The following is a 23,770-nucleotide window of genomic DNA, read 5'->3' as shown; positions in this document are numbered from 1 at the left end:
CCCTTCTCCTCCCGACACCTCCGAAAGCTGCTCATGCTGACCACAGCCCTGCGCAACGTACTGGCGCACAAGGCCCGTCTGCTGATGACCGTCCTCGCGGTCTGCCTCGGCGTCGCCTTCGTCTCCGGCACCCTCGTCTTCGCGGACTCCACCGCCGCCGCCCACCGGGCCGCCGCCACCAGGAACTTCGCCGACATCGCGGTCACCGTCACCGCGAAGGAGTCCCCCGCCGCGCCCGACCAGCCGAGCGTGCTGACGGACGCGCTCGCGCGCCGTCTCGCCGACGTGCCCGGGGTCGCCGCGGTCCGGCCGTCCGCCGACGGGAGCGCCGTCCTGAACGCGGCCGACGGCACACCGCTGCGGGTCAAGCCGGGGACGAACCTCGCGGCCGCGTACGACCAGGGGCGATACCCCCTGGTCGAGGGGCGCGCCCCCGCCGCCGCCGAGGAGATCGCCGTGGACCGGGGCACCGCCGCCGCGGGCCGCCTCCACCTGGGGGACACGGTCACGCTCGCGACGGACGGCCCCGCCCTCACGGCGCGCCTGGTCGGCATCGTCACGACCCGGGACACCCGGGTCACGGCCGGCGGTACGCTCACCCTCTTCGACCGGGCCACCGCACAGCGGTTGTTCGCGACCCCCGGCCACTACACCGGCATCGACGTCTCGGCGGCCCCGGGCACCGGGCCGTACGAGCTGGCGCAGCGGATCGCCGGGATGCTCCCGACGGACCGTGCCGAGACCACCACCGGACAGGCGCAGGCCGACCAACAGGCCCTCTACGTCGGGGTGTTGACCCGGGGCTACCAGAAGATGCCGATGGTCTTCGCGGGCGTGTCCCTGTTCATCGGCTCGTTCCTCGTGGTCAACACCTTCACCATGCTCGTCGCCCGGCGCACCCGGGAGCTCGCGCTGCTGCGGGCGGTCGGCGCCACCCGCCGCCAGGTGGTCCGTTCCCTGCTGGCCGAGGCCGTGCTGGTCGGGCTCGCCGCGTCGGTGATCGGATTCATCGGCGGACTCGGCATCGCGTCCGTGCTGCCCCGGCTGCTGAGCGGCGACGGGAACCGGCTGCCGGAGGGCCCACTGGTGATCGGGCCCCGACCGGTGGCGGCGGCGCTGTTCGTCGGCGTCGGGGTGACCGTGCTGGCCGCCTGGCTGCCGTCGCGCCGGGCGGCGCGGATCGCACCGATCGAGGCGCTGCGCTCCGCCGCGCAGCCCGGTGGGCGCTCGTGGCTGCGTCCGATCGCCGGGGCGGTCCTGCTGCTGCTCGGCGTCGGTCTGCTGGTCTCGCTCGCGGGCTCGGCGAAGGACGCCTCGGAGGAGAACCTGCGCCGTGCGATGCTCGGCTGCGGCGTCCTCGTCGTCGCCCTGATCGTGCTGGCGCCGGCCCTCGCCGCCCCCGTGATCCGGGTGACCGGGCGTGTGATCCGGCGATTCGGCACCCCTGGCCTCCTGGCCCAGCAGAACGCGCTGCGCGACCCGAGGCGCACGGCGGCGACCGCCGCCACACTGCTCATCAGCACCGCGCTGGTCAGCGGGCTCGCCACCATCGGCAACTCGACCGGGCAGGCCCTGGACCGGCAGGTCGCGGACGGGCTCGGCGCCGACTACGTGATCAGCACCGGCAACACCATGACCGGCATCGACCCGGCCGCCGTGCAGCGGGTGGCCGGCGCCCCGGGAGTGCGGAGCGTCAGCGCGGTCGCGGACTCCACGGCGGTCGTGGGCGGTCGCGTCCGGGAGATCTCCGGCGTCGACCCGGCGGCCCTCGACCAGGTGATGAACCTCGACTTCGTGAGCGGCTCGGCGAAGGACCTCGGGCCCGGCCGGATCGCCGTCTCCAGCAGCGTCGCCCGGGAGACCGGGGTGAGCACGGGCGGGCAGGTCGACGCGCGCATCGGGCGGAGCGAGGAGTTCGCGCACTACACCGTGGTGGGCGTCTACCGGGACAACCCCACCGCCCACGATGTGCTGGGCACCCGCGACGAGGTGCAGCGCGACAGCTACAGGCCCGGCACCGTCCAGCGGGTCCTGGTGCGCGGCGAAGGCGCGACGGAGAACGGGCTGCGGACGGCGGTGGGCAACAACCCGCTGCTCAAGGTGCAGGACCGGGCCGCGCTGGTGCGCGAGGCGGCGGGGACGATGAGCGACCTGCTGACGCTGATGTACGGGCTGCTCGCGATCGGCGTCGTGATCGCCGCGCTCGGGATCGTCAACACGCTGGCGATGTCCGTCACCGAACGGACGCGGGAGATCGGTGTCCTGCGGGCCATCGGCATGGATCGGGCCGGCGTCCGTCGGATGATCCGCCTGGAGGCCGTGACGGTCGCCGCGTTCGGCACCCTGCTCGGCCTGGCCGGCGGGCTGTTCGGCGCCTGGGCGGTCGGGGCGCTGGCGGGCGGTGCGATGGAGCAGTACGCGCTGGCGCTGCCCTGGGGGACGCTGACCCTCGTCTGCCTGGGATCGCTCGCGCTCGGCGCGGTCGCGGCGGCCGTCCCGGCCCGGCGGGCGGCGGCCCTGAGCCCGCTGGAGGCCGTCGCGGAGGCGTGACCTGTCCGCTTGCCCTGCCCCCGCTTGCCCTGCCCCCGCTTGCCCTGCCCCCGCCCGCCCGGCGTTCCGTGCCGGGCGGGCGGGGGCACGCGTCCGGTCAGTTGGCGACGAAGAGCCACTCCGGGCCGTAGACGAGGTGGGGGTCCGATGGGAGCTTGATGGCGTTGATCGTCCGTGCGGCGTCGCCCAGATCGCCCATGTGCCCGATCGCGTCGAAGAGCGAGTTCGGGTTGCCGCTCCAGGCCGAGCAGAGGGCGCGGAGCATGTCGCTGTAGGTCTTGTTGAAGTCGTGCAGCGCGGTGGCGGTGGCCTGGTCGGGCGTGTTGGCGGGGTCGTTGGCCCAGCCGCCCTCGGGGACACGGGCGACGGGGGCGGTGTCCGGGAGCGGGACGTCGGGGCCGGTGAACTCGAACCTCCCCGTGGTGGGGTTCTTGACCAGCTTCTTGCCGACGGCGATCTCCTTGAACGCGTAGTAGTGGGCGAGTTCGCCCGGGGCGCCCGGGAAGGGGTTGTCCGGGGATGCCGTGGTGCCCTCGCCCTGGGTCTGGATGATGTGGATCGCCTTCAGGACGTCGTCGATGGTGTTCATCGGGACGATGTCGTTGCCGGCGCCGTGGCTCGAGAGCGGGAAGGTCACCTGGTTCTGACCGGTGAGCAGGTGGGCGAAGTTGGGGAAGACGTCGGCGATCCGCTGGTAGAAGGCGCCGATGGTGTTGCCGTCGGCGGCGAAGGCGAGGGGGTTCTCGGGCTTCTCGATGTCGGAGAAGAGGCCCGCCGACTCCCGCGTCAGCCCGCTGAGGGAGACGACCAGCCCCGGGTTGACCCCGCCGGGCAGCTCGCCCGGGTACTTCGGGACGGTGGCGGGGTCGGTGAGGACGACGGTGCCGCCGATGCTGGTGAGCATGTTGCAGACCAGGCCGAAGTGCGACATCTCATCGAAGATGATCTCCCGGATGGTGTTGCGGACGGGTTGGGTGCTGTCCTGGCTGGTGATCGACCAGAGCGCGGTGGCGTAGGGCGGGATGGTGGACAGCTCCAGCATGATCGCCCGCTGCAGCGCGTCCTTGAGCTCCTGCTCCGTCCAGTCCTTCTCCGCGATGTTCATCAGCTGGACGATCGCGTCGCTCTCGTAGTCCAGGATTCCGGTCGTCGTCACCGTGGGCCCCTCTCGTCTCGTCGTACGGCTGTGCGCCGGACCGTAACCGGAGGTGGGCGGTACGTGTGCGTGCGGTGCCGGTGTGGCCCCGGGAGTTCAGCCGGACGGGTGGAGCACGCCGATAGCACTGCCGTGGTGCGTCGACCGGTGCGCGCATCTTCGTTGTGGCGCAGGAAGTCGAACCGGCCGACTTCCTGCGCCACCAAGGCCCGGCCGGCCGGGGTGCTCGTCGAGCGACGGCTATCGGCCCAGACCCTGAGCCGCTTCCCGATGGCGGGAAGCCCACTCCTTCAGCAGTGTCGTACCGGTACGTGACTCGAAGGACCCTGACGGGCCGGCTCTGCTCTTCCCGGCTGACGCGTGGTCCTCCTTCCTCGCCGGGGTCAAGTCCGGCGAGTTTTCTACCGACTGATACGACAGAGGTGCCCCGCACGGGCTGTGGCCGTGCGGGGCACCTCTGTCGTATCCGGCTCTTCTAGAAGTCGTCGTCGAAGGAGACCGAGCCCTCGACAGCCACCTGGTACGCCGACACCCGGCGCTCGAAGAAGTTGGTCAGCTCCTGGACGTTCTGGAGCTCCATGAAGCCGAACGGGTTGGTGGACCCGTACCGGATGGGCATGCCCAGGCGGGCCAGGCGCTGGTCGGCCACGGCCTCCAGGTACTGGCGCATCGAGTCGGTGTTCATGCCGGCCAGACCGTCGCCGCACAGGTCCTGGGCGAACTGGAGCTCGGCCTCGACAGCCTCCTCCAGCATCTCCGTGACCTGCTTGGCCATCTCCTCGTCGAAGAGGTCGGGCTCCTCCTCGCGCACGGTGTCGACGACCGACATCGCGAAGTCCATGTGCATGGACTCGTCGCGGAACACCCAGTTGGTACCGGTCGCGAGACCGTGCAGCAGGCCCCGGCTCCGGAACCAGTACACGTAGGCGAACGCGCCGTAGAAGAACAGGCCTTCCACACACGCCGCGAAGCAGATCAGGTTGAGCAGGAACGCCCGCCTGTCCTCCTTCGTCTGCAGCGAGTCGATGTGGTCGACCGCGTTCATGTACTTGAAGCAGAACTGGGCCTTCTGGTGGATGGAGGGGATGTTCTCCACCGCGGCGAAGGCCGCGTTGCGGTCCTCCGGGTCCGGAAGGTAGGTGTCGAGCAGCGTCAGGTAGAACTGGACGTGCACGGCCTCCTCGAACAGCTGCCGGCTCAGGTAGAGCCGCGCCTCCGGGGAGTTGATGTGCTTGTAGAGGCTCAGCACCACGTTGTTCGCGACGATCGAGTCGCCCGTCGCGAAGAACGCGACGAGGCGCCCGATGAGGTGGCGCTCGCCCTCGCTCAGCTTCGCCAGGTCGGCGACGTCCGAGTGAAGGTCGACCTCCTCGACCGTCCAGGTGTTCTTGATGGCGTCCCGGTACCGGTCGTAGAACGACGGGTAGCGCATCGGGCGCAGGGTCAGCTCGAAGCCGGGGTCGAGCAGCATCTTGCGGTCTTCGGGGGTGCTCACTGGCAGGCCTCGCAGGACTCGGGGTTCTCCAGGGAGCAGGCCAGCGCGGCCTCCTCCTCCGGGGTGAGGGTCGGGGTGCCCACCGGGATCGTGTTGGCCGGCACCGGCGCGGCGGCGCGGGCGGTACCCGACGCGGCCTGGGCGATGCGGGTGGCCGGGCGCGAACGCAGGTAGTAGGTGGTCTTGAGACCGACCTTCCACGCGTAGGCGTACATCGAGCTGAGCTTGCCGATGGTCGGCGCCGCCATGAACAGGTTCAGCGACTGGCTCTGGTCCAGGTACGGCATGCGGGCCGCGGCCAGGTCGATCAGCGCGCGCTGCGGCAGCTCCCACGCGGTGCGGTACAGCGACCGCACCTCGGCGGGCAGCCAGTTCAGCTCCTGCACCGATCCGTTGGCGTCGCGCAGCGCGTCGCGGGTCTGCTGGTCCCAGACGCCGAGCTCCTTGAGCTCGCGCACCAGGTACGGGTTGACCTGGAGGAACTCGCCGCTGAGCGTCTCGCGCTTGAACAGGTTGGACACCTGCGGCTCGATGCACTCGTACACGCCGGCGATGGACGCGATGGTCGCGGTCGGCGCGATGGCCAGCAGCAGCGAGTTGCGCAGGCCGGTCTCGGCGATGCGGGCGCGCAGCGCGGTCCAGCGGTCGGCCCACTGCGGGGCGGCCGTCGGGAAGTGGTCGATGTGCAGTTCGCCGCGGGCGGCGCGGGTCTCGCCGTACGCCTCGTGGCGGCCGAGCCGCTCGGCCAGGTCGGCGGAGCGCTCGTAGGCGGTGAGCATGATGCGCTCGGCGATCAGCGTGGACAGCCGGGCGGCCTCGGCGGAGTCGAAGTCGAGCCGCAGCTTGAAGAGGACGTCCTGGAGGCCCATCACGCCGAGGCCCACGGGCCGCCAGCGGGAGTTGGAGGTGCCGGCCTCGGTGGTCGGGTAGAAGTTGATGTCCACGACGCGGTCGAGGAAGGTGACGGCGGTGCGCACGGTGGCGTCGAGCCGCTCCCAGTCCATGGCGCCCAGCAGGTCGTCGGCGGACGCCCCGGGGGCCACGTGGGCGCCGAGGTTGACCGAGCCGAGGTTGCAGACGGCGGTCTCGGAGTCGTCCGTGACCTCCAGGATCTCGGTGCACAGGTTGGAGGAGTGCACCGTGCGGCCCGGCAGCGCGGTCTGGTTGGCGGCGCGGTTGGAGGCGTCCTTGAAGGTCATCCAGCCGTTGCCGGTCTGCGCGAGGGTGCGCATCATGCGGGCGTACAGGGTCTGCGCGGGGATGGTGCGCACGGCCTTGCCGGCCAGCTCGGCCTTGCGGTAGGCCTCGTCGAAGTCGGCGCCCCACAGGTCGACCAGCTCGGGCACGTCGGCCGGGGAGAACAGCGACCAGTCCGCGTTGGCGTTGACCCGGCGCATGAACTCGTCCGGGATCCAGTGCGCCAGGTTGAGGTTGTGGGTGCGGCGGGCCTCTTCGCCGGTGTTGTCGCGCAGCTCGAGGAACTCCTCGATGTCGGCGTGCCAGGTCTCCAGGTAGACGCAGGCGGCGCCCTTGCGACGGCCGCCCTGGTTGACGGCGGCGACGGAGGAGTCGAGGGTGCGCAGGAACGGCACGATGCCGTTGGACTTGCCGTTGGTGCCGCGGATCAGGCTGCCGCGCGAGCGGATGCGCGAGTAGGACAGGCCGATGCCGCCGGCGTGCTTGGACAGGCGGGCGATCTGCGCGTAGCGGTTGTAGATCGAGTCCAGGTTGTCCAGCGGGGAGTCGAGCAGGTAGCAGCTCGACATCTGCGGGTGGCGGGTGCCGGAGTTGAAGAGCGTCGGCGAGGAGGTCAGGTACTCCAGGCGGCTCATCAGGCCGTACAGCTCGGCGACTTCGCGCACGGACTGCTCGTTGTCGCCGACCGCCAGGCCACAGGCGACGCGGAGCAGGAAGTGCTGCGGGGTCTCGATCACCTTGCGGGTGATCGGGTGGCGCAGCAGGTAGCGGGACTGCACGGTGCGCAGGCCGAAGTACTCGAAGCGGTCGTCGCCCTTGGTGTCGATCAGCGCGTCCAGGGCGGCGGCGTGCTTGGCGACGAACTCCGCGGTGGTGTCGCCGATCAGGCCCTCGGCGTGGCCGACGGTGATCGAGGCGGAGAAGGACGTGGAGCCCTGGCTGTTCGCCTCGTCGACGATCTCCAGGGCGAGCAGGCGGGCGGCGAGCTTCGAGTACTGGGGGTCCTCGGCGATCATCGACGCGGCGGCGTCCACGGCCAGCCCGCGCAGCTCGGCGAAGTCCGAGCCGGCGTGGCGGCCGCGCAGCGCGGCGGCGGCGACATGGCCGGGGTCGACCTCGGTGAGGTCGACGCTGCGGTCGGTGAGCAGCCGCAGCAGGGCGCCGCCGGGGTCGGAGACCTTCGGGTCGGTGAAGGCGGTACCGGAGCCCTGGGCGGGCAGGGTGGCTGAGGCAGCGGTGGTCAAGGCGCTCTCTCCTGGCGGCGATCGTCGGCGGTGATCGGAGTACCGGGCGATCGGGGCAGGGGAGCACGCGCGCGGGCGCAAGCGGCGTCCGTGCGACGGTGGCATCCCCGGCCCGCCCGCGAGGCCCGGAAGGTACTGCTGGTGCTGGCGCGGCCTCTGCGGGAGGGCCGTGGCGCACGCTGTCGGCAGGTCATCGGACTCGCGGGCAGGGCTCTTGGAGCCGCTCGCTCACCGCTGCGGGGCAGTCCCGGATTCCCACCGGGTTCCCCTGCATCGACAGCAGGGATGAGCATACATCTAGTGGCGCGAGTCCGATGCAGCCCCACATGTAGTGTCGCGGGGCACGACTGTTCGACTCATCGTGCGATAATCTGCTCAGGCTGGAGGGTGCCATCCCTGGCCCGTACGGGCATCGCACGGGCGCATCCGCACCTGGGTGGTCCCGCCCGCGGAGGCGCTCGCAGAGGCGCCCGCGGAGGCGCTCGCAGTCCCGCTCGAGGAGGCGCTCGGACCGGCACTGGCGGCAGCGCTCGGACCCGCACTCCCGGCAGCACCCGGATTCTCGACGCAGCGCCCCGTGTCCTGGTTGGCGAGCTGTCCCGTGGGGGTCACCCGCCAGCGCTGGTCGGGCCGCGAGGTGCAGCCGGTGAGGACGGGGAAACCGAGGCCCGGGTCCTCGACGCAGCGCCCGTTCTGCCCGATCGAGCCGTTGTCCCCCATCGTCCAGGTCTGGGCCGGCGAGCCGTCGCAGGTGCCGGCGCCGACCGCGGCCGGATCGCCCGCCACCCGGCTGTCCAGACAGAGACCGGGCAGGGCCGAGGTGATCGCGCCGCTCGGCTGTCCGGCGGCGGCCTGGAACGAGAAGGAGTCGCTGCCGAGGCCGGCGCCGCCGTCCCAGATCTCGAACCCGGCCTGGACGGCGCACAGGTAGGAGCCGGCCGGGACGTAGCCGCGCTGGATGGCGTCGCGGGTGAAGGCCCGCAGGTCCAGGTCGGTGACGGAGGTCGTGCCGGTGGCCATCTCGTAGGTGATCAGGGTGTGGCTGCTCTTCTTCGGGGCCTCGTACACGCGGTAGGAGGTGCCGCCGACCTGTAGGTCGCCGGTCCGCTGGCCGAACGGGGTCTTGCCGTTGCCGCGCAGCCAGATCATCAGCTCGGCGCTCTCGGTGAAGGAGCAGCTGGTCCGGCTGTTGCTGTACCAGACGTCGTACGAGACGTTGTAGACGCCGCCGTCGACCTGGGTGGTCTGCCAACTGCTGGTCGCGTACCGCAGGTTGTCCACCGGGATGGGCAGCGGGCCGGTGCCGGGCTGGAGCTGGGTGCTGATGTGCGGGTAGGCGCCGGGGCCGCGGTCCGGGTCCGTGAGGCTGGCGGGGCTGATCCCGCTGCGGGTCACCCGGAAGTCGGTGCCGGCGCCGCTGCTGCTGATGCAGAGGCCGCCGGTGGCGTTCCACTCGTTCGGGTTGATCAGGTAGCGGCCGGAGTCGACGGCCTGGGACGGGTAGCGGTTCTGCCCGGTGGAGCAGATCTCGCCGGCGGTCGCGGCCGGCAACGGGGTGACGGCCGTGGTCGCCCGGACGGGCGCCTGCGGGTCCCGCGAGTCGTGCGGGATCAGCACCGCGCACAGGGCCAGCACGATCGCGATGGTCGGCGCGAGCCACCACCACGGGCGCAGGCCGCGGCGCCCGGTTCCGGGCACGACGGGGTGGGTCATGGGGCTCTCGCCTCCCTGCTGCGGTGTCTGCGGCCGGTGCGCGGGCCGGGGCGGTGGTGTCGTAGGCCGGTACGCGGGCCGGGGCGGGGTCGTGCTCACCCGGCGGGCGTGGAACTCGACCGGGGCTTGGTCGCGGGCGAGGTCGGCTTCTTGACCGGAGGCTTCTGGGTGGTGGCCGACGGGCTGGGGGAGGCCGGCGCGTCGGGGGAAGGGGCGGGTGCCGGGGCCGGCGCCGTGACGGTCAGGGCCGGCTCGGAGTGGACGGTCCAGGGCGTGTTGTAGCGCGGCGCGGAGACCCCGGCGGCGAACGCCTGGGCGGCGGCGGGGGACGCGGCCACCCGCCAGTCGACCTCCTTCCTCGCCTCGTACCAGATCACGCCGATGATGTCGGGGTGCTGGGCGAGCTGCGAGAACATCTCGGTGATCCACTGTGCCTTCAGCCCCGAGGTGTCGGTGGCCCCGGTCTCGGTGATCACCACGGGCTTGTGGCTGAACGCCCGGATCTGCTCGATGGTCGGCTGGAAGATCTGGTCGAACGACTTGTACTTCTCGACGCCGGTGGTGCCGTAGTAGCCGGACAGGCCGACCCAGTCGACGTAGTCGTCGCCGGGGTAGAGCGTGTTCAGGCTGGTGGCGTTCTCGTAGTCGACGTTGGGGCTCCACACCCAGGTGACCCGGGTGGCGCCGGCCTGCTTGAAGATGTCGTGGACGTGCCGCCAGGCCTGGACGTACTGGCCCTTCTTGTTGCCGTTGGACTGCTCGGCCCAGGGGTACCAGTAGCCGTTCATCTCGTGGGCGAAGCGCAGGGCGACGGGGTAGCCGAGGCCCTTGATGCCGTCGGCCCAGGTCTTGATGTAGTCGTCGAACCTGCCGTCGATGATGTTGGAGAGGGAGTACTCCGGCTGCTCGCCGCGGAGCTTGTCCTCCTTGGCTTCCTTGCGGTAGTCCCAGGGCTCCCAGGCGACCATCGGCATGATGCCGCGTTCGGCGACGGTGTCGAAGACCCGGCGGTCGAACTTCCGGTCCCACCAGCCGACCGAGAACTCCAGCACGTTCGGCTGGTGCTTGACGGCCGCGGTGAACTCGTCGAGCGGGCCGAGGTCGTAGGGGCCGGGCTTGGTCATGATGCCGGTGAACGCGCCGCCGGCCGGCGGGAACTGCGGGGGCGGGGGCGGTGTGGTGGGCGTCGCGGCCGCCGTCGGGCTCTGGCCGGCCGTCGCGGGGGTGGCGGTCGGTGACGCGGCCAGGGCGGTGGTCAGCCAACTCGGCATCGCCGTCGGGGCGGCGCCGGCGAAGGTGTACGGCTCCAGGTCGTGCGCACGGGAGAGCCGGGGCGCCAGGACGAAGGTGTACCCGACCATCAGGGCCAGGGCGACCAGGGCGGCGATCCGGGGGACGGTGATCCGCAGCATCAGCGGCTCCTCCGCTCGGTCCGGGAGCCGGCCCGGGCCGGCTCCAGCAGCTCCTCGAACTCGTCCTCGGCGAGGGCTCCTTCGACGGGTTCCTCGGATTCCTCGACGGCTTCTCCGAAGGCGTCCTCGACGTTTTCTCCGACGGGTCCTCCGACGGCTGCCCCGGTGCGCGGCGGTTCGGTCCGCTGGGAGGGCAGGTGGCCGGGCAGTCGGTCGGCGGCGGGCGCCTCGGCGGCCCGCTGGGCCCGGGCCTCGCGGCGTCCGCTGACGAAGGAGATCACCAGCGGCGCGAGACCGGTGAACAGGCTGACGCCGGCCCAGAACCGCAGGATCCAGATGTCGTGGTGGAGCGTGAAGCTCGCGCCGAGCAGCCCGCCCGCGACCGCCGCCCACAGCAGGTGCAGCCGGAAGGTCGACAGCGACTCGGCGCTGCGCAGGTCGCCCTTGGCGGTGACGGCGTAGGCGAGCGGGCGGCGCAGCAGCGCCGCGATCGCGGCGGCGACGTAGACCGGGCCGGCGAACATGGCCAGCCCCATGCCGGCCACGCCGATCTCGCGCCGCTCGTGCGCGGCCAGGTTGAAGCGGCGCAGCCACAGCCACAGCACGAACCAGCTGCCCATGCTGGCGCCCCACAGGGCCATCCAGTGGGTGCTGTTGAGGTGGATGGAGGTGACGCCGAGGGCCAGGTAGACGGAGGTGGCGAGGCTGCCGAGGACGGTGTTGATCGCCACGCTCGGGTAGTAGAACTGGACCAGGCCGTAGAGCACCCGCTGGCGCAGGCGCAGCTTGATGCCGGAGCGCAGCCGGCTCTTGAGCAGGATCTCCCAGATGCCGTACGCCCAGCGCTTCTGCTGGTTGAAGTAGTCGGTCCAGGAGGTCGGGCCCTCGCCGACGGCGAGAACGTCGGGGGTGTAGACGCCCTTCCAGTGCCGGTCGGTCTCCGGGTTGACGGAGGCCTGGACCCGCATGCTGGTGAGGTGGTCCTCGATGATCGAATCCTGGTAGCCGCCGATCTGCTGCCAGGCGACCGGCCGGTACAGGTGGTTGGTGCCGATCAGCAGCGGCGCGTCCATGCCGTTGCCGCCGCGCTCGACCAGGCCGGAGAACAGGTACTGCTGCACGGAGGCACCGTGGGCGACCCAGTTGTCGTACATGTTGCCGTACACCTGGGGGGCGACCACGAAGGCGACGTCGGGGTCGCGGAAGTATCCGAGGGTGCGCTCCAGGAAGCAGGGCAGCGGGACGTGGTCCGGGTCCATCTGGGCCACCACGTCGTAGCCGTGCTCGTGCTCGGCGCGCCAGGAGTTGTGGTTGCCGGACTTGGTCTTGGCCCGGAACTCGCCCTCGGCCTGGTTGTACTCGGGGCGTCCCTTGCGGCTGAAGTGGTGGACGCCGAGCCGGGCGGCCATCTCCTTGACCCGGTCGTCGTTGCCCTCGTCGAGGATCCAGACGTCGACCCGGCCGTCGTACTCGATCCGCAGCATGGCGGCGAGGGTCCGCTCGACGATCTCGATCGGCTCCTTGGAAGGCACGATCGTGGTCAGCACCGCGACCCGCAGCCCGGGCGGCGGAGTGACCGGCACCGGGTCCTTGGCGCGGAACGCGAAGACCCAGACGGCGAGGTTCTGAACCAGCCGGATCACTTCCACCGTAATAACGGAACAGAAGCAGATCCGCGCCAGGTTGATCCGCCAGTCCGGGGACCAGCCGACGTGGGAGCTGGGGATGTGCTCGGGGAGGAGCAGCCAGCCGACGAAGACGAGGCCGGCCAGAGCGTTGACCGCCACCAGGACGGTCATGACGAACTTGACGCCGCGCGAGGAGACCGAGCGGTAACGGACGGCGGCGCCGTCCTCGCCGGGGGTCAGCGGGCCGGCGGTCTCGGCGCACGCCACGTAGGCGCGCTGGGCGGCGCTGTTGCGCAGCTCCCTGCGGACGATGCGGCGTTCGTTCCGGGCCCGGGGCAGGACGCGCCCGTGGCGTCCGCGCGCCCGGTTGCCCTGCGTCGCCGTGTGTTCGTTGGTGGAGTCCACCGGTCAACCCCCGTACAGCTGCCCGGTCGTACCGGAGCCGCTGGTTCCCTGCTCGGTCACCGCCCGTCGACGTCCGACACCGGGCCGTCGGGTCGACGGTCGTACGGCGTGGCGGCGTCACTCATGGGCTTGGCTGATTGTCGTTCAAGCGGTCAGCATACGGGCCGTGGCCGAGCGCTCTCTGCCGGGGCCGGGAATGCCAAGGCTCCCGCAAGCCCCGCGGAAGGGCGGGGCCTACGGGAGGGACGAGCGTCAGGGCGTGATCTTGACGGAGTTCGCGATCTGGTCCATCAGCGCCAGCGGCGGAGCCTCCGCCGCCTGGTCCAGGCAGATCTGGAGCACCGGGACGGTGGTCGCCCCGGCCGCCGGCGTGACCTCGAGGACGCCGCAGTAGCTGTCCGGCGTGGACGAGGCACTGGACATCGGGACGTGCCACAGCGCGAGGTAGCCGTCCATGCCCTGGATCTTGACGGCCGACTGCTTCACCGGGTCCGGCGGCGTCGGCGCGTCCGAGCCGTAACGGGTGTTGTAGAGCAGCTGGCCCATGCCGAGCACCAGGGACTTCGGGTCGGACCAGCCGCCGTTGAACACCCGGAGGTTCTGGACGACCACGCCGCGGGTGCAGGCCCCGTTGCCGTGGCCCACGCAGGCGTACGGGTTGACCGCGTAGCGGACCTCGTTCGGGGCCTTGGCGTCGACCTGGACCTGCCAGTCCTGCGGCAGCATGAAGTTCATCTTCGAGTCCTGGCCGGTGATCTGCCGCCCGCCGGGGAGCTGCTGACCGCCGGTCAGGGCGGTGCCCATGAAGCCGTTCGGGCTCTTGGGGTCACCGGTGGGGGTCGCGGCCGTGGTCGAATCGGCCTTCGCCGAGCCGGGCTTCGCGGTCTTGTGGCCCAGGACGTAGCCGCCGCCCGCCATCACGACCGACAGCACCACGGCGCCGACGGCCACGAGTACCCGGCGCTTGGTGTTCTTCGGCTCGACGGTCTCGAACACCACCGAGGTGGGGATCGGCTTGGGCGTCGGCAGGCCGGGGGTCGGCGGGCCGGGCTGCTGCGGCGCCGGCCCGGGGGCCTGGGCCGGTCCCGGGGCCTGGCCCGGTCCGGACGTCTGGCCCGGTCCGGACGTCTGGCCCGGTCCCGAGGTCTGGGTCGGCAGGGTGGCCAGCGTCGGAGCGGCCGGCGCCGTGGGCGCCGGCGGAACCTGCACCGCCGGGCTGACGGCCGTCGGCGCGGCAGCGTTCTGGACGGCATGGCCGGGGAACGGGCTCGCGGGCATGCCGCCGCCTCCCGGCTTGGCCTGAACCTTGTCGGTCCAGGTCGAACCATCCCACCAGCGCAGCGTATTGGGCTGCCCGGAAGGGTCCTCGTACCAGCCGCTAGGCGGACTCCCCGTCGTCATGCGGCGGATACTAGCAGCGAGCCGATCGGATGGTCATTTCAAGTCATGGGCTGGGCGTACCAGTCGACGCCGCCTCAGAACGCCAAGGTGTAGACCATCAGGTCCATCCCCGGGTACGGCGCCCAGTCCCGCTCGGGGGTGCGCCGGAAGCCGACCCGCTCGTAGACGCGGTGGGCGGCGGTCATCTCCGGGCGGGTGGAGAACGCCATGCCGGCCAGGCCGAGTTCGCGGCTGCGGGCGAGGGAGGCGCGCACCAGCGCCTCGCCGACGCCGCGGCCGCGGGCGGCGGTGTCGGTGGCGAGCATCCTGATCTCGCCCTCGCGCGGGGTGGCGATGTCCGCCCACTCGGTGCCGCCGACCGCGAAGGTCACGCAGCCGAGGACCCGCCCTGCGGCCGGGTCGACCGCGACCAGGAGCTCGGCCTCCCGGGCCCGGCGGTCGGCGTCGCGCAGCAGCTCGGCGTAGCCGCTCCCGGGCGAGGTGAAGCCGCCGCCGACGAAGGCCTCGACGGTGATGCGGCCGGCGTCTTCGAGGTCCTCCGGGAGGGCCGGGCGGATGAGGTAGTCCATGCGGCCAGTGTGCCGGAGCCGTGCGGGGTGGAAAGCTCCGGGGTCGAACGGACCGGGAGGGTGGCCGGATCGGCGGAGGGGCGCAGGGAGGCGGCGGGCATGGTGCCGTACAGCCGCTCGGGGCGGGCGGGGTCGGCCGGGTAGCCGCCCGGGCGGTGGTAGTTGTCGCGGCGGGCCGCCGGGCCGCGGGAGACTTCGCGGCCGATCAGGACGCCGAGCAGGCCGAAGCCGCCGACGATTCCGGCCAGGGCGAGTGCGCCGGCAAGGGTGTCGCTGTCCATGGCCTCCACTCTGGTCGGGCGGGACGGCGCCCACGAGTGGCAGGAATGACCGATTGCCTCGAAATCCTGCCAGTCGGCGTCTTCCGCCGCGACGGACGGACCGGGCATCCTGGACGGCATGCTGAAGAACGACGGCGCGCCGAGGAGCGACGGCACGCTGAAGAACGTGGTCGCGGTGGTGCTGGAGGAGATCCACCCCTTCGAACTCGGGGTGGCCTGCGAGGTCTTCGGCCTCGACCGCACCGACGACGGGCTGCCCGGCTACGACTTCGCGCTCGCCGGCGCCCGCCCCGGGCCGCACGCCACCCATGCCGGCTTCGCCGTGGACGTCCCGTACGGCCCCGAGCGGCTGGCCGGGGCCGACCTCGCGGTGGTCACCGCGGCGAGGATCCGCCCCAGCTACCCCGAGCCGCTGCTGGAGGCGTTGCGCGGGGTGGTGGCGGACGGTGGCCGGGTGCTCTCCATCTGCAGCGGCGCCTTCGTGCTGGGCGCCGCCGGGCTGCTGGACGGCCGCCGCTGCGCCACCCACTGGCGGCACAGCGAGGACCTGGCGGCGCGCTTCCCGCTGACCACCGTCGAGCCGGACGTGCTGTACGTGGACGACGACCCGGTGATCACCTCCGCCGGGACGGCGGCCGGTATCGACGCCTGCCTGCACCTGGTACGCAAGGTGCAGGGTGCCGAGGTGGCCCGGGAGATCGCCCGCCGGATGGTGGTGGCGCCGCACCGGGAGGGCGGGCAGGCCCAGTTCGTGAACCGCCCGCTGCCGGAATGCGACGGCGACTCGCTGGCCCCGCTGCTCGACTGGATGCGCCACCACCTCGACTCGGAGGCCACCGTCGAACAGCTGGCCGTCCGGGCGCACATGTCGCCGCGCACCTTCGCCCGCCGCTTCCAGCAGGAGACCGGAACCACCCCGCACCGCTGGCTGGTCGGGCAACGGGTGCTGTTCGCCCAGCGGCTGCTGGAGTCCACCACCGAGCCGGTGGACGCGATCGCCGCCCGCTGCGGCTTCGGCAACGCGGCCGCCCTGCGGCACCACTTCGGCCGCCGGCTGGGCACCACGCCGCTGGCCTACCGCCGCTGCTTCGCCGACCCGGCCATGAAGTGACCGTGCGTCAGCCGGCTTCCACCGTCAGGTGGTCGACGGTGTTCCAGCGGTCCGGCCGCAGCCGCCCGTCCTGGGCCCGCCAGAGGCTGGTGGAGCAGTTGTGCACCGGCCCGAGCGCGGTGAGCTGCTCCTCGGTGAGCCGGTCCAGCGCGTAGCGGAGCATCAGCACCGTGCAGTCGTGCGCGACCAGCAGGACGGGCCGGCCGGCCTCCTCCTCGCAGACGTCCCGCAGCAGGCTGCGCACCCGCAGCGCGACGTCGGCCCAGGACTCGCCGCCGGGCGGCCGGTAGTACAGCTCGCCCATCTTGCGCCGCCGGGCCGCCTCCTCCGGGTGCTTGGCCTCGATGGCGGCCTTCGGCAGCATCTCGAGGATGCCGAGTTCGCGGTCGCGCAGTCGCTCGTCGTAGCGGACGGCCGGCGTGACCGGGACGGCGCCGAGTCCGGCGGCCTGGGCGAGCGCGATTCTCGCGGTCTCGGCGGTGCGCACGTACGGCGAGCACCAGACGCTGCGGGGGCGGTCGGCGCTGGGCAGGGCGGCCCACCAGTGGCCGAGCGCCTGGGCCTGCTGCCGCCCGTGCAGGGACAGCGGGATGTCGGCGTCGCGGCAGCTGATCGGGACGCTGAGCGCACCGGCGGCCTCGGCCAGCTGGAACTCGACGTTGGCGGTGGACTCGCCGTGCCGGGTGGCGATCAGCACGGACGGCAGCCGGGTGGCCGTCGCCGGGCGGTGGGCGGTGACGTGGTGGCTCTGGGCGCCGGCGTGCTGGTGCTGGTTCTGGGGCTGGTGCTGGGCGGACTGGTTCTGGGTGGACTGGTGCTGGCCGTTGAGGGTGGTACCGAGTTCTGCCATGGCCGCGAGCTCCCCGTGGTCGATCAGGTTCCGGCCGGTTGCCGGTCCGGTCTGGTGGTGCCCGGCGTGCACGCCTGTTCATACATATGATCGCGCCGCCTTCTCCAGTGTTGACGGAGAAGGCGGCGCGATCACAGGGCGCGTACCGCGCGAATCAGTGCGCCGCTACGGGCTCCGGCGCGCTCTTCAGCTCGTCGTCGCCGGCTTCGGCGCTGTAGTCGGACGGCCTGGTCTCGTCCGGGCCCTCGGGTGCCTTGACGGCCCGCAGCACCAGGGTGAGCGCCACCGCGACGACCAGGTTCAGCGCGAAGGCGGTCAGACCGATGTAGCCGATCTCGCCGATGCCGGGGATCTCCGCCGAGTTGCCGCCGAAGTGCTTGGTCGCCGGGCTGGCGATCCCGTACGCCTTCCAGGTGCCGTAGACCATGCCGGCCGCCCAGCCGGCGAACAGCGCCCAGTGGTGGAACCAGCGGGTGAACAGGCCGCCGACGATGGCGACGAAGGTCTGCAGGATCCACAGGCCGCCCAGCAGCTGGAGGTTGATCGCGGCCTGCTTGTCCATGCCGAGCACGAAGACCAGCGCGCCGACCTTCACCAGCAGCGAGACCAGCTTGGCGACCCGGGTCTCGTCGGAGGGGGTGGCGGAGGGCTTCAACCAGTCCTTGTAGACGTTGCGGGTGAACAGGTTGGCCGCCGCGATGGACATGATGGCGGCCGGCACCAGCGCGCCGATGCCGATCGCGGCGAAGGCCACGCCGGTGAACCAGTCCGGGAACATGTTCGCGAACAGCTGCGGCACCGAGAGCTGGGCGTTGTAGCCCTTGACGCCCTTGCCGACGCCCGCCGCGATCGCCATGAAGCCGAGCAGCGCGAGCAGGCCCAGCATCAGCGAGTACGCGGGCATGATCGCCATGTTGCGGCGCACGGTGTTGCGGGACTTGGAGGCGAGCACCCCGGTCACCGAGTGCGGGTACATGAACAGCGCCATCGCCGAGCCGAGGCCCAGCGTGGCGTACGTCCACTGCTTGTTGTCCGGGACGGTCATCGACCCGGCCTTGGCCTCCTTGAAGTGCTGCGCGGCCGCGTCGAAGATGTGCCCGTAGCCGCCCAGCCGGATCGGGATGTAGATCACCGCGACGATGATCACGATGTAGACCAGGGCGTCCTTGACGAAGGCGATCAGCGCCGGGGCGCGCAGGCCGGAGGAGTAGGTGTAGGCGGCCAGCACGCCGAAGGCGATGAACAGCGGCAGGTCCTTGACGAACCAGTTGGCGTTCTCCCCGCCGCCGACCCCCAGCACGTCCAGCACCGCCTGGATGCCGACGAGCTGCAGGGCGATGTACGGCATGGTGGCCAGGATCCCGGTCAGCGCGACCACCAGCGACAGCGGCCGCGAGCCGTAGCGGCCGCGCACGAAGTCGGCCGGGGTCACGTAGCCGTGCACCCGGGAGACCGACCAGAGCCGGGGCAGGAAGAGGAAGACCAGCGGGTAGGCGATGATCGTGTACGGCACCGCGAAGAAGCCGGCCGAGCCGCTCGCGTACACCGCGGCCGGGACGGCGACGAAGGTGTACGCGGTGTAGAGGTCGCCGCCGAGCAGGAACCAGGTCACCCAGGTCCCGAAGCTGCGCCCGCCCAGGCCCCACTCGTCCAGGTGCGCCGCGTCGCCCGCGCGGCGCCAGCGCGAGGCGAGGAAGCCCATCACGGTGACCAGGGCGAAGAACAGCACGAAGACCACGAGGGCCGGCACGTTGACGTCCTTCATCGCGCACCGCCCTTCCGGGCCGCCTTGCGGGCCTTCTCGTCCCGGTTGATCAGCAGGTAGGCGGCGACGGTGAAGACGGCCGACGCCGGCACCCAGAGCAGCTGGTACCAGTAGAAGAACGGCACCCCGGCCACCGCGGGGTCGGGCTTGTTGTAGGAGGACACCCACAGCATCGCCACGATCGGCACGAGCAGGGCGAGACCGGCCAGCACCCGCTCGGGGGTCACCGCCGGGACGGGTGCCCCGGCTGGCTCGGGCATGACATCTTCGAAGGTATCGGGATCAGACGGCAACTTCGGCTCCGCTCCGGAGGGTTGTCCCCGTCGGCGCCGCAGCCCGGGTGGCGTCCCTGCCCCCGCGAGCCCGCCGAGCAGCACCATCGGTGATCGGCAGTCAGTATTGGCTGCGCAATCTAGAGCATGGGGTGATCCATGTCACCGGGATTGGCGCAACTTCCCGCCATCCGGACGCATGCGGCCGTCGGGGCCCCGGAAAAGCACCCGTACGGAACGCGAAAAGCACTGTCACGGAATGCAGAAGGCACCGGCGCGCGGGTCGCGCGCGCCGGTGCCCGTGGTGCGAGGGGGGAGTGCGCCTGCCCCGAGGCGCCTGCTCCGTACGCCTCTCCGAAACGCCTACTCCGGACGCTTCAGACGGGTGATGAACTTGTAGCGGTCGCCCCGGTAGATGGAGCGGACCCACTCGACCGGGTTGCCCTCGGCGTCGAAGGAGTGCCGGGACAGCTGCAGCATCGGCAGGCCGAGGTCGGAGCCGAGCAGCCCGGCCTCGCGCGGGTCGGCCAGGGTGGTCTCGATGGTCTCCTCGGCCTCGGCCACGGTGACCCCGTAGACCTCGCGCAGCGCCGCGTACAGCGAGTTGTGCTTGGCGAGGTTGCGCCGCAGGGCGGGGAAGCGCTTGGCGGACAGGTGGGCGACCTCGATGGCCATCGGGTCGCCGTTGGCCAGGCGCAGCCGCTCGATCCGCAGGACGCGGCCGCCGGGCTTGATGTCGAGCAGCGGGGCGAGCCGGTCGTCGGCGGTGATGTAGCCGATCTCGATCAGCCGGGAGGTGGGTTCCAGCCCCTGGGCCCGCATGTCCTCGGTGTAGGAGGTGAGCTGCAGCGCCTGGGCGACCTTGGGCTTGGCGACGAAGGTGCCCTTGCCCTGGATGCGCTCCAGCCGGCCTTCGACGACCAGTTCCTGCAGGGCCTGGCGGACGGTGGTGCGCGAGGTGTCGAACTGGGCGGCCAGCGCGCGCTCGGGCGGGACCGGGGTGCCGGCCGGCTGGGTCTCGGTGAGCTGGAGGAGGTGGCGCTTGAGCCCGTAGTACTTGGGGACGCGCGCGGTCGGGTCGGTGCCGGTCTGCGTCGGGAGGTTCTTCACCTCGGGGTCGTCGGCCTGGGCGGTGGTTCCCCCGTCGCTGCTCATCGGACCTGTTCTCCCGCTTCTCGCAGGGCCTTCACAGACCCTGCCACATCGTTAACGGGTCACATCGTTGCATGTATGGCTACGGAACGAATACCTCATCACGCGATGAACGATGTGCGGTGTCGGCTTGATAACGGGTGGTCGGGATCGGTCGAACAGCCGTTGACACGCCCATTGGTCTAGGCCAAGCTCCAGGCATCTGGTCTACACCACTAGGCCGGTCACTACGAATCCCCCCACCCGTTCGACGGGGCCCGCGGCGCCATTTCCCCCGCTTTGTGTGGGTCTGCCGCTGCCACCCGACGGGGGTAACCCAGGCATCCCTCAGGAGGATGGCGTGAAGCGTCAGCTCATCGCGGCGGTCGGCGTCGCAGCAATGGTCGTCGGTCTCGCGGCTTGTGGCTCGGACGGCAAGAAGAACGACAGCAGCTCGTCGTCGTCCTCGGCCGCCGACAAGTACAAGGGCAAGACGCTCAAGGTGTGGACGATGACCGGCTCGGCCCCCAAGGGCTGGACCGACGCGGTCAAGACCGAGTTCGAGACCACCTACCCGGGCTCGAAGGTCGACTTCCAGACCCAGGAGTGGACCGACATCGGCCCGAAGGTCACCGCGGCGCTGTCCGAGGGCTCGGTCGACGTTCTGGAGATCGGCAACACCCAGACCGCCGGCTACGCCTCCACCGGGGGCCTGCTCGACATCACCAAGGACAAGGCCGGGCTGGGCGGCGACGGTTGGGCCGCCAACCAGAACGAGGCCGCGATCCTGGACGGCAAGCAGTACGCCGCCCCGTGGTGGGTCTCCAACCGCGTGGTCGCCTACAACAAGGACCTGTGGACCAAGGCCGGCCTGACCGCCGCCCCGACGACCCTGGACGAGTTCTACGCCGACCTGGACAAGCTGAAGGCCACCGACGGCGTCGTCGACCCGATCTACCTGCCGGGCCAGGAGTGGTACACCTACTTCGGCCTGCTCACCGGTGAGGGCGGCAAGATCGCCAAGAAGGACGGCGACAAGTGGGTCGGCGGCCTGTCGTCCCCCGAGGCCCAGAAGGCCTTCGAGACGTACAAGAAGCTGCAGGGCTACTCGGCCACCGGTCCGAAGGACAAGGACGAGGCCACCCCGCAGCAGAAGGACGTCTTCGCCAAGGGCAACGTCGGCACCATGATCGCCCTCGGCTGGGAGCTGCCGGCCGAGAAGGACCTGCCGAAGGACAAGATCGGCTTCTTCCCGCTCCCCGGCAAGACCGCCGACAAGCCCTCCGGCGTCTTCCTCGGCGGTTCGAACCTCGCGATCGCCGCGCAGAGCAAGAACACCGACATGGCGAAGGACTTCCTGAAGATCGCCCTCAACGACAAGAACGAGGGCCTGGTCGCCGCGTCCGGCAACATCCCGAACAAGGCCGCGCTGAACAGCCAGCTCACCGGTGACTTCGCGAAGGCCGCCCAGACGGCCGCCGCGGTCGGCGGGATCACCCCGAACACCCCGAACTGGGCCAGCGTCGAGAACAAGCCGAACCCGATCAAGGACTTCCTGACCGCGGCCCTGCAGGGCGGCGACTACGCGGCCACCGCCAAGAAGTACGACGACGAGATCGCCAAGCGGCTCAACGAGAAGAACTAAGCACTTGAGCGGCGTCGCTCACCGGTCCCCGGCGGGGGGCCGGTGGGCGGCGCCTGTCCGTCGTGGCCGGGTTGTGAGGAAGTGAGAACGATGGCTGTGCATTCGGAGCGGGTGCAGACACAGTCCCCGGAGTCAGGGAAGGCTGTTGTGGCCGAGATTGACACCAGTGCCGCCGGCGGCGGGGCCAAGGGCGCCGCGCCGAAGCGCACCAGATCCGCGGGCGGCCCCGGCCTGGGCGCCCGCTTCGCCCCGTACCTGCTGCTGCTGCCGGCCATCGTGGCGACCATCGTCCTGCTGGGCTGGCCGCTGCTGAAGACCGTCCTGCTGTCGTTCCAGAACCTCAACCGGCGTCAGCTGGTGATGCACCTCACCGAGTGGACGGGGTTCGACAACTACAAGGAGCAGCTGACCGACCCGGAGTTCTGGTCGGTCACCGGGCGCACCGTCGCCTTCACCCTGGTCAACGTGGTGCTCATCATGCTCGGCGGCACCCTGATCGGCCTGCTGCTCAACAGCCTCGGCAAGAAGATGCGCCTGGCGCTGTCGATCGCGCTGCTGATGGCCTGGGCCATGCCGGTGGTCGCCGCGACCACCGTCTACACCTGGCTGTTCGACGACCAGTGGGGTGTCGTCAACTGGTTCCTGGACCAGCTGGGTTGGCACTCGATGGCCGACTACAACTGGATGAGCGACGAGTACTCGACCTTCTTCGTCGTCATCCTGCTGATCGTCTGGCAGTCGATCCCCTTCGTGGCGTTCAACATGTACGCCGGTCTGACCACCATCCCGAAGGAGCTCTACGAGGCGGCCCGGATGGACGGCGCCGGCTCCGGCAAGATCTTCAGCTCGGTGATCTTCCCCAACCTGAAGCCGTTCTTCCTGGCCACGACCTTCCTGGAGGTCATCTGGGTGTTCAAGTCCTTCACCCAGATCTACGCGATCAACGGCGGCGGCCCCGAGAAGCTCACCCGGACCCTTCCCGTGCACGCCTTCCTGGAGGGCCAGGGCAGCCAGCACTACGGCGTCGGCGCCGCGATCGCGGTGCTCACCATCCTGATGCTGGGCGTCCTGATGGCCTACTACTTCCGCATCATGATCAAGCAGGAGGACGAGCTGTGAGGCGCTCTCTCTTCGGACGTACCTGGCCGAACGTGATCGCGGTCGTCCTCATCGTCTTCTTCATCTTCCCCGTCTACTGGATGATCGCGACCGCGTTCAAGCAGGACCGCGACGTCATCAGCAAGACGCCGGTCTTCATCCCCTTCGACGGGACGTTCGACCACTTCACCACCGCGGTGAACGCGCCGGACTTCTGGACGTACGTCACCAACAGCGTCACCGTCACCGTCGGCGCGGTGCTGATCTCGCTGGTGATCGCGACCCTGGCGTCCTTCGCCATCGCCCGGATGAAGTTCCGCGGCCGCAAGACCTTCGTGCTGGTCATCATGCTCGCGCAGATGGCCCCCTGGGAGGTCATGACCATCGGCGCCTACATCATCTCCCGCGACAACGACATGCTGAACAGCCTGCTGCCGCTGACGCTCTTCTACATGATGATGATCCTGCCCTTCACCATCTGGACGCTGCGCGGATTCATCGCCGCGGTGCCGAAGGAGCTGGAGGAGTCGGCGATGGTGGACGGCTGCACCCGCACCCAGGCCTTCACGAAGGTGATCTTCCCGCTGCTGGCCCCGGGCCTGATGTCCACCTCGCTGTTCGGCTTCATCACGGCGTGGAACGAGTTCCCGCTCGTCCTGTGGCTGAACAAGGAGCAGGGCAAGACCCTCCCGCTGTGGCTGTCGTCCTTCAAGACCGCCTTCGGCAACGACTGGGGCGCCACCATGGCGGCCTCCACGATGTTCGCCGTCCCCGTGCTGATCCTGTTCGTCTTCCTGCAGCGCAAGGCGGTCGGCGGTCTGACCGACGGCGCCGTGAAGGGCTGAGC

Annotated in this window: 17 protein-coding genes, 1 pseudogene and 1 riboswitch; of the genes and pseudogenes, 6 read left to right on the top strand and 12 right to left on the bottom strand. The window is 70.8% G+C overall.

Annotated features, from left to right (window positions below; translation table 11 throughout):
- Nucleotides 1–33 precede the first annotated feature (33 nt).
- Nucleotides 34–2,550, top strand: a complete 2,517-nt coding sequence (locus ACZ51D_RS04940; RefSeq protein ID WP_465661235.1) for an ABC transporter permease — start codon at nucleotides 34–36, stop codon at nucleotides 2,548–2,550.
- Nucleotides 2,551–2,647: 97 nt separating this feature from the next.
- Here ACZ51D_RS04940 and ACZ51D_RS04935 read toward each other — a convergent pair whose 3' ends face one another.
- The gene (locus tag ACZ51D_RS04935) at nucleotides 2,648–3,706 is read right to left on the bottom strand and encodes a ferritin-like domain-containing protein (protein WP_465617544.1); all 1,059 of its coding nucleotides are present in this window, start codon (nucleotides 3,704–3,706) and stop codon (nucleotides 2,648–2,650) included.
- 295 nt (nucleotides 3,707–4,001) lie between these two features.
- Here ACZ51D_RS04935 and ACZ51D_RS04930 point away from each other — a divergent pair.
- Nucleotides 4,002–4,118, top strand: a pseudogene (locus ACZ51D_RS04930) (DUF397 domain-containing protein); the annotation flags it as partial.
- A 63-nt stretch (nucleotides 4,119–4,181) separates the two neighbouring features.
- Here the strand turns inward: ACZ51D_RS04930 and ACZ51D_RS04925 are convergent.
- The 7 genes from ACZ51D_RS04925 to ACZ51D_RS04895 all read right to left on the bottom strand — a co-directional run bounded on the left by ACZ51D_RS04925 (nucleotide 4,182) and on the right by ACZ51D_RS04895 (nucleotide 14,770).
- Nucleotides 4,182–5,177 (bottom strand): ribonucleotide-diphosphate reductase subunit beta, encoded by a 996-nt coding sequence (locus ACZ51D_RS04925; RefSeq protein ID WP_465617772.1) that lies wholly within the window; start codon nucleotides 5,175–5,177, stop codon nucleotides 4,182–4,184.
- A gap of 20 nt (nucleotides 5,178–5,197) precedes the next feature.
- Nucleotides 5,198–7,618, bottom strand: coding sequence for a ribonucleoside-diphosphate reductase subunit alpha (locus ACZ51D_RS04920; RefSeq protein ID WP_465661413.1), 2,421 nt, complete (start codon nucleotides 7,616–7,618; stop codon nucleotides 5,198–5,200).
- A gap of 191 nt (nucleotides 7,619–7,809) precedes the next feature.
- Nucleotides 7,810–7,935: riboswitch (cobalamin riboswitch) on the bottom strand.
- 82 nt (nucleotides 7,936–8,017) lie between these two features.
- A complete protein-coding gene (locus ACZ51D_RS04915; protein WP_465617546.1) occupies nucleotides 8,018–9,355 on the bottom strand; it encodes a GH12 family glycosyl hydrolase domain-containing protein in 1,338 nt (445 codons plus the stop codon).
- Between the two features lie 95 nt (nucleotides 9,356–9,450).
- Nucleotides 9,451–10,767: a glycoside hydrolase family 26 protein gene (locus ACZ51D_RS04910; RefSeq protein ID WP_465617548.1), complete on the bottom strand. Its 1,317-nt coding sequence runs from the start codon at nucleotides 10,765–10,767 to the stop codon at nucleotides 9,451–9,453.
- A complete protein-coding gene (locus tag ACZ51D_RS04905; protein ID WP_465661233.1) occupies nucleotides 10,767–12,800 on the bottom strand; it encodes a glycosyltransferase family 2 protein in 2,034 nt (677 codons plus the stop codon). The genes ACZ51D_RS04910 and ACZ51D_RS04905 overlap by 1 nt, the downstream gene beginning before the upstream one ends.
- A 252-nt stretch (nucleotides 12,801–13,052) precedes the next feature.
- Nucleotides 13,053–14,201: a DUF2510 domain-containing protein gene (locus ACZ51D_RS04900; protein WP_465661231.1), complete on the bottom strand. Its 1,149-nt coding sequence runs from the start codon at nucleotides 14,199–14,201 to the stop codon at nucleotides 13,053–13,055.
- Nucleotides 14,202–14,275: 74 nt separating this feature from the next.
- Nucleotides 14,276–14,770: a GNAT family N-acetyltransferase gene (locus ACZ51D_RS04895; RefSeq protein WP_465617555.1), complete on the bottom strand. Its 495-nt coding sequence runs from the start codon at nucleotides 14,768–14,770 to the stop codon at nucleotides 14,276–14,278.
- A 399-nt stretch (nucleotides 14,771–15,169) separates the two neighbouring features.
- Between ACZ51D_RS04895 and ACZ51D_RS04890 the strand changes: the two genes are divergently transcribed.
- Nucleotides 15,170–16,162, top strand: coding sequence for a helix-turn-helix domain-containing protein (locus ACZ51D_RS04890; protein WP_465617557.1), 993 nt, complete (start codon nucleotides 15,170–15,172; stop codon nucleotides 16,160–16,162).
- A 7-nt stretch (nucleotides 16,163–16,169) separates the two neighbouring features.
- Here the strand turns inward: ACZ51D_RS04890 and ACZ51D_RS04885 are convergent, their stop codons facing one another.
- The 4 genes from ACZ51D_RS04885 to ACZ51D_RS04870 all read right to left on the bottom strand — a co-directional run bounded on the left by ACZ51D_RS04885 (nucleotide 16,170) and on the right by ACZ51D_RS04870 (nucleotide 20,204).
- Complete coding sequence (locus ACZ51D_RS04885; protein ID WP_465617559.1) at nucleotides 16,170–17,012, bottom strand: histidine phosphatase family protein; 843 nt, start codon at nucleotides 17,010–17,012, stop codon at nucleotides 16,170–16,172.
- Between the two features lie 154 nt (nucleotides 17,013–17,166).
- Nucleotides 17,167–18,777, bottom strand: coding sequence for a monocarboxylate uptake permease MctP (gene mctP / locus ACZ51D_RS04880; protein ID WP_360505705.1), 1,611 nt, complete (start codon nucleotides 18,775–18,777; stop codon nucleotides 17,167–17,169).
- Nucleotides 18,774–19,037, bottom strand: a complete 264-nt coding sequence (locus tag ACZ51D_RS04875) for a DUF3311 domain-containing protein (RefSeq protein ID WP_360505707.1) — start codon at nucleotides 19,035–19,037, stop codon at nucleotides 18,774–18,776. Before ACZ51D_RS04875 ends, mctP begins: the two co-directional genes overlap by 4 nt.
- A 375-nt stretch (nucleotides 19,038–19,412) precedes the next feature.
- A complete protein-coding gene (locus tag ACZ51D_RS04870) occupies nucleotides 19,413–20,204 on the bottom strand; it encodes a GntR family transcriptional regulator (protein WP_360505710.1) in 792 nt (263 codons plus the stop codon).
- A gap of 337 nt (nucleotides 20,205–20,541) precedes the next feature.
- Between ACZ51D_RS04870 and ACZ51D_RS04865 the strand changes: the two genes are divergently transcribed.
- From ACZ51D_RS04865 to ACZ51D_RS04855, 3 genes are all read left to right on the top strand, one after another.
- Entirely contained in the window at nucleotides 20,542–21,825 is a 1,284-nt protein-coding gene (locus ACZ51D_RS04865) for an extracellular solute-binding protein (protein ID WP_360505712.1), read from the top strand.
- A 90-nt stretch (nucleotides 21,826–21,915) separates the two neighbouring features.
- Nucleotides 21,916–22,944 carry a carbohydrate ABC transporter permease gene (locus ACZ51D_RS04860; protein WP_396287749.1) on the top strand — a complete coding sequence of 343 codons (1,029 nt, stop codon included), beginning with the start codon at nucleotides 21,916–21,918 and terminating at the stop codon, nucleotides 22,942–22,944.
- Complete coding sequence (locus tag ACZ51D_RS04855) at nucleotides 22,941–23,768, top strand: carbohydrate ABC transporter permease (RefSeq protein ID WP_360505718.1); 828 nt, start codon at nucleotides 22,941–22,943, stop codon at nucleotides 23,766–23,768. Before ACZ51D_RS04860 ends, ACZ51D_RS04855 begins: the two co-directional genes overlap by 4 nt.
- Nucleotides 23,769–23,770 lie beyond the last annotated feature (2 nt).

It is taken from the genome of Kitasatospora sp. NPDC033851 (genome assembly GCF_055576085.1).
The sequence above is the reverse complement of the archived record's forward strand: the minus strand, read 5'-3'. Positions and strand labels throughout refer to the sequence as shown.

What these genes read in the sequence shown, in the direction of transcription:
- ACZ51D_RS04925 (WP_465617772.1), bottom strand. Translation starts at nt 5,177, where the DNA reads ATGCTGCTCGACCCCGGCTTCGAGCTGACCCTGCGCCCGATGCGCTAC.
- ACZ51D_RS04860 (WP_396287749.1), top strand. Translation starts at nt 21,916, where the DNA reads ATGGCTGTGCATTCGGAGCGGGTGCAGACACAGTCCCCGGAGTCAGGG.
- ACZ51D_RS04885 (WP_465617559.1), bottom strand. Translation starts at nt 17,012, where the DNA reads ATGGCAGAACTCGGTACCACCCTCAACGGCCAGCACCAGTCCACCCAG.
- ACZ51D_RS04890 (WP_465617557.1), top strand. Translation starts at nt 15,170, where the DNA reads ATGCTGAAGAACGACGGCGCGCCGAGGAGCGACGGCACGCTGAAGAAC.
- ACZ51D_RS04915 (WP_465617546.1), bottom strand. Translation starts at nt 9,355, where the DNA reads ATGACCCACCCCGTCGTGCCCGGAACCGGGCGCCGCGGCCTGCGCCCG.
- ACZ51D_RS04910 (WP_465617548.1), bottom strand. Translation starts at nt 10,767, where the DNA reads ATGCTGCGGATCACCGTCCCCCGGATCGCCGCCCTGGTCGCCCTGGCC.
- ACZ51D_RS04870 (WP_360505710.1), bottom strand. Translation starts at nt 20,204, where the DNA reads ATGAGCAGCGACGGGGGAACCACCGCCCAGGCCGACGACCCCGAGGTG.
- mctP (WP_360505705.1), bottom strand. Translation starts at nt 18,777, where the DNA reads ATGAAGGACGTCAACGTGCCGGCCCTCGTGGTCTTCGTGCTGTTCTTC.
- ACZ51D_RS04900 (WP_465661231.1), bottom strand. Translation starts at nt 14,201, where the DNA reads ATGACGACGGGGAGTCCGCCTAGCGGCTGGTACGAGGACCCTTCCGGG.
- ACZ51D_RS04875 (WP_360505707.1), bottom strand. Translation starts at nt 19,037, where the DNA reads ATGCCCGAGCCAGCCGGGGCACCCGTCCCGGCGGTGACCCCCGAGCGG.
- ACZ51D_RS04940 (WP_465661235.1), top strand. Translation starts at nt 34, where the DNA reads ATGCTGACCACAGCCCTGCGCAACGTACTGGCGCACAAGGCCCGTCTG.
- ACZ51D_RS04895 (WP_465617555.1), bottom strand. Translation starts at nt 14,770, where the DNA reads ATGGACTACCTCATCCGCCCGGCCCTCCCGGAGGACCTCGAAGACGCC.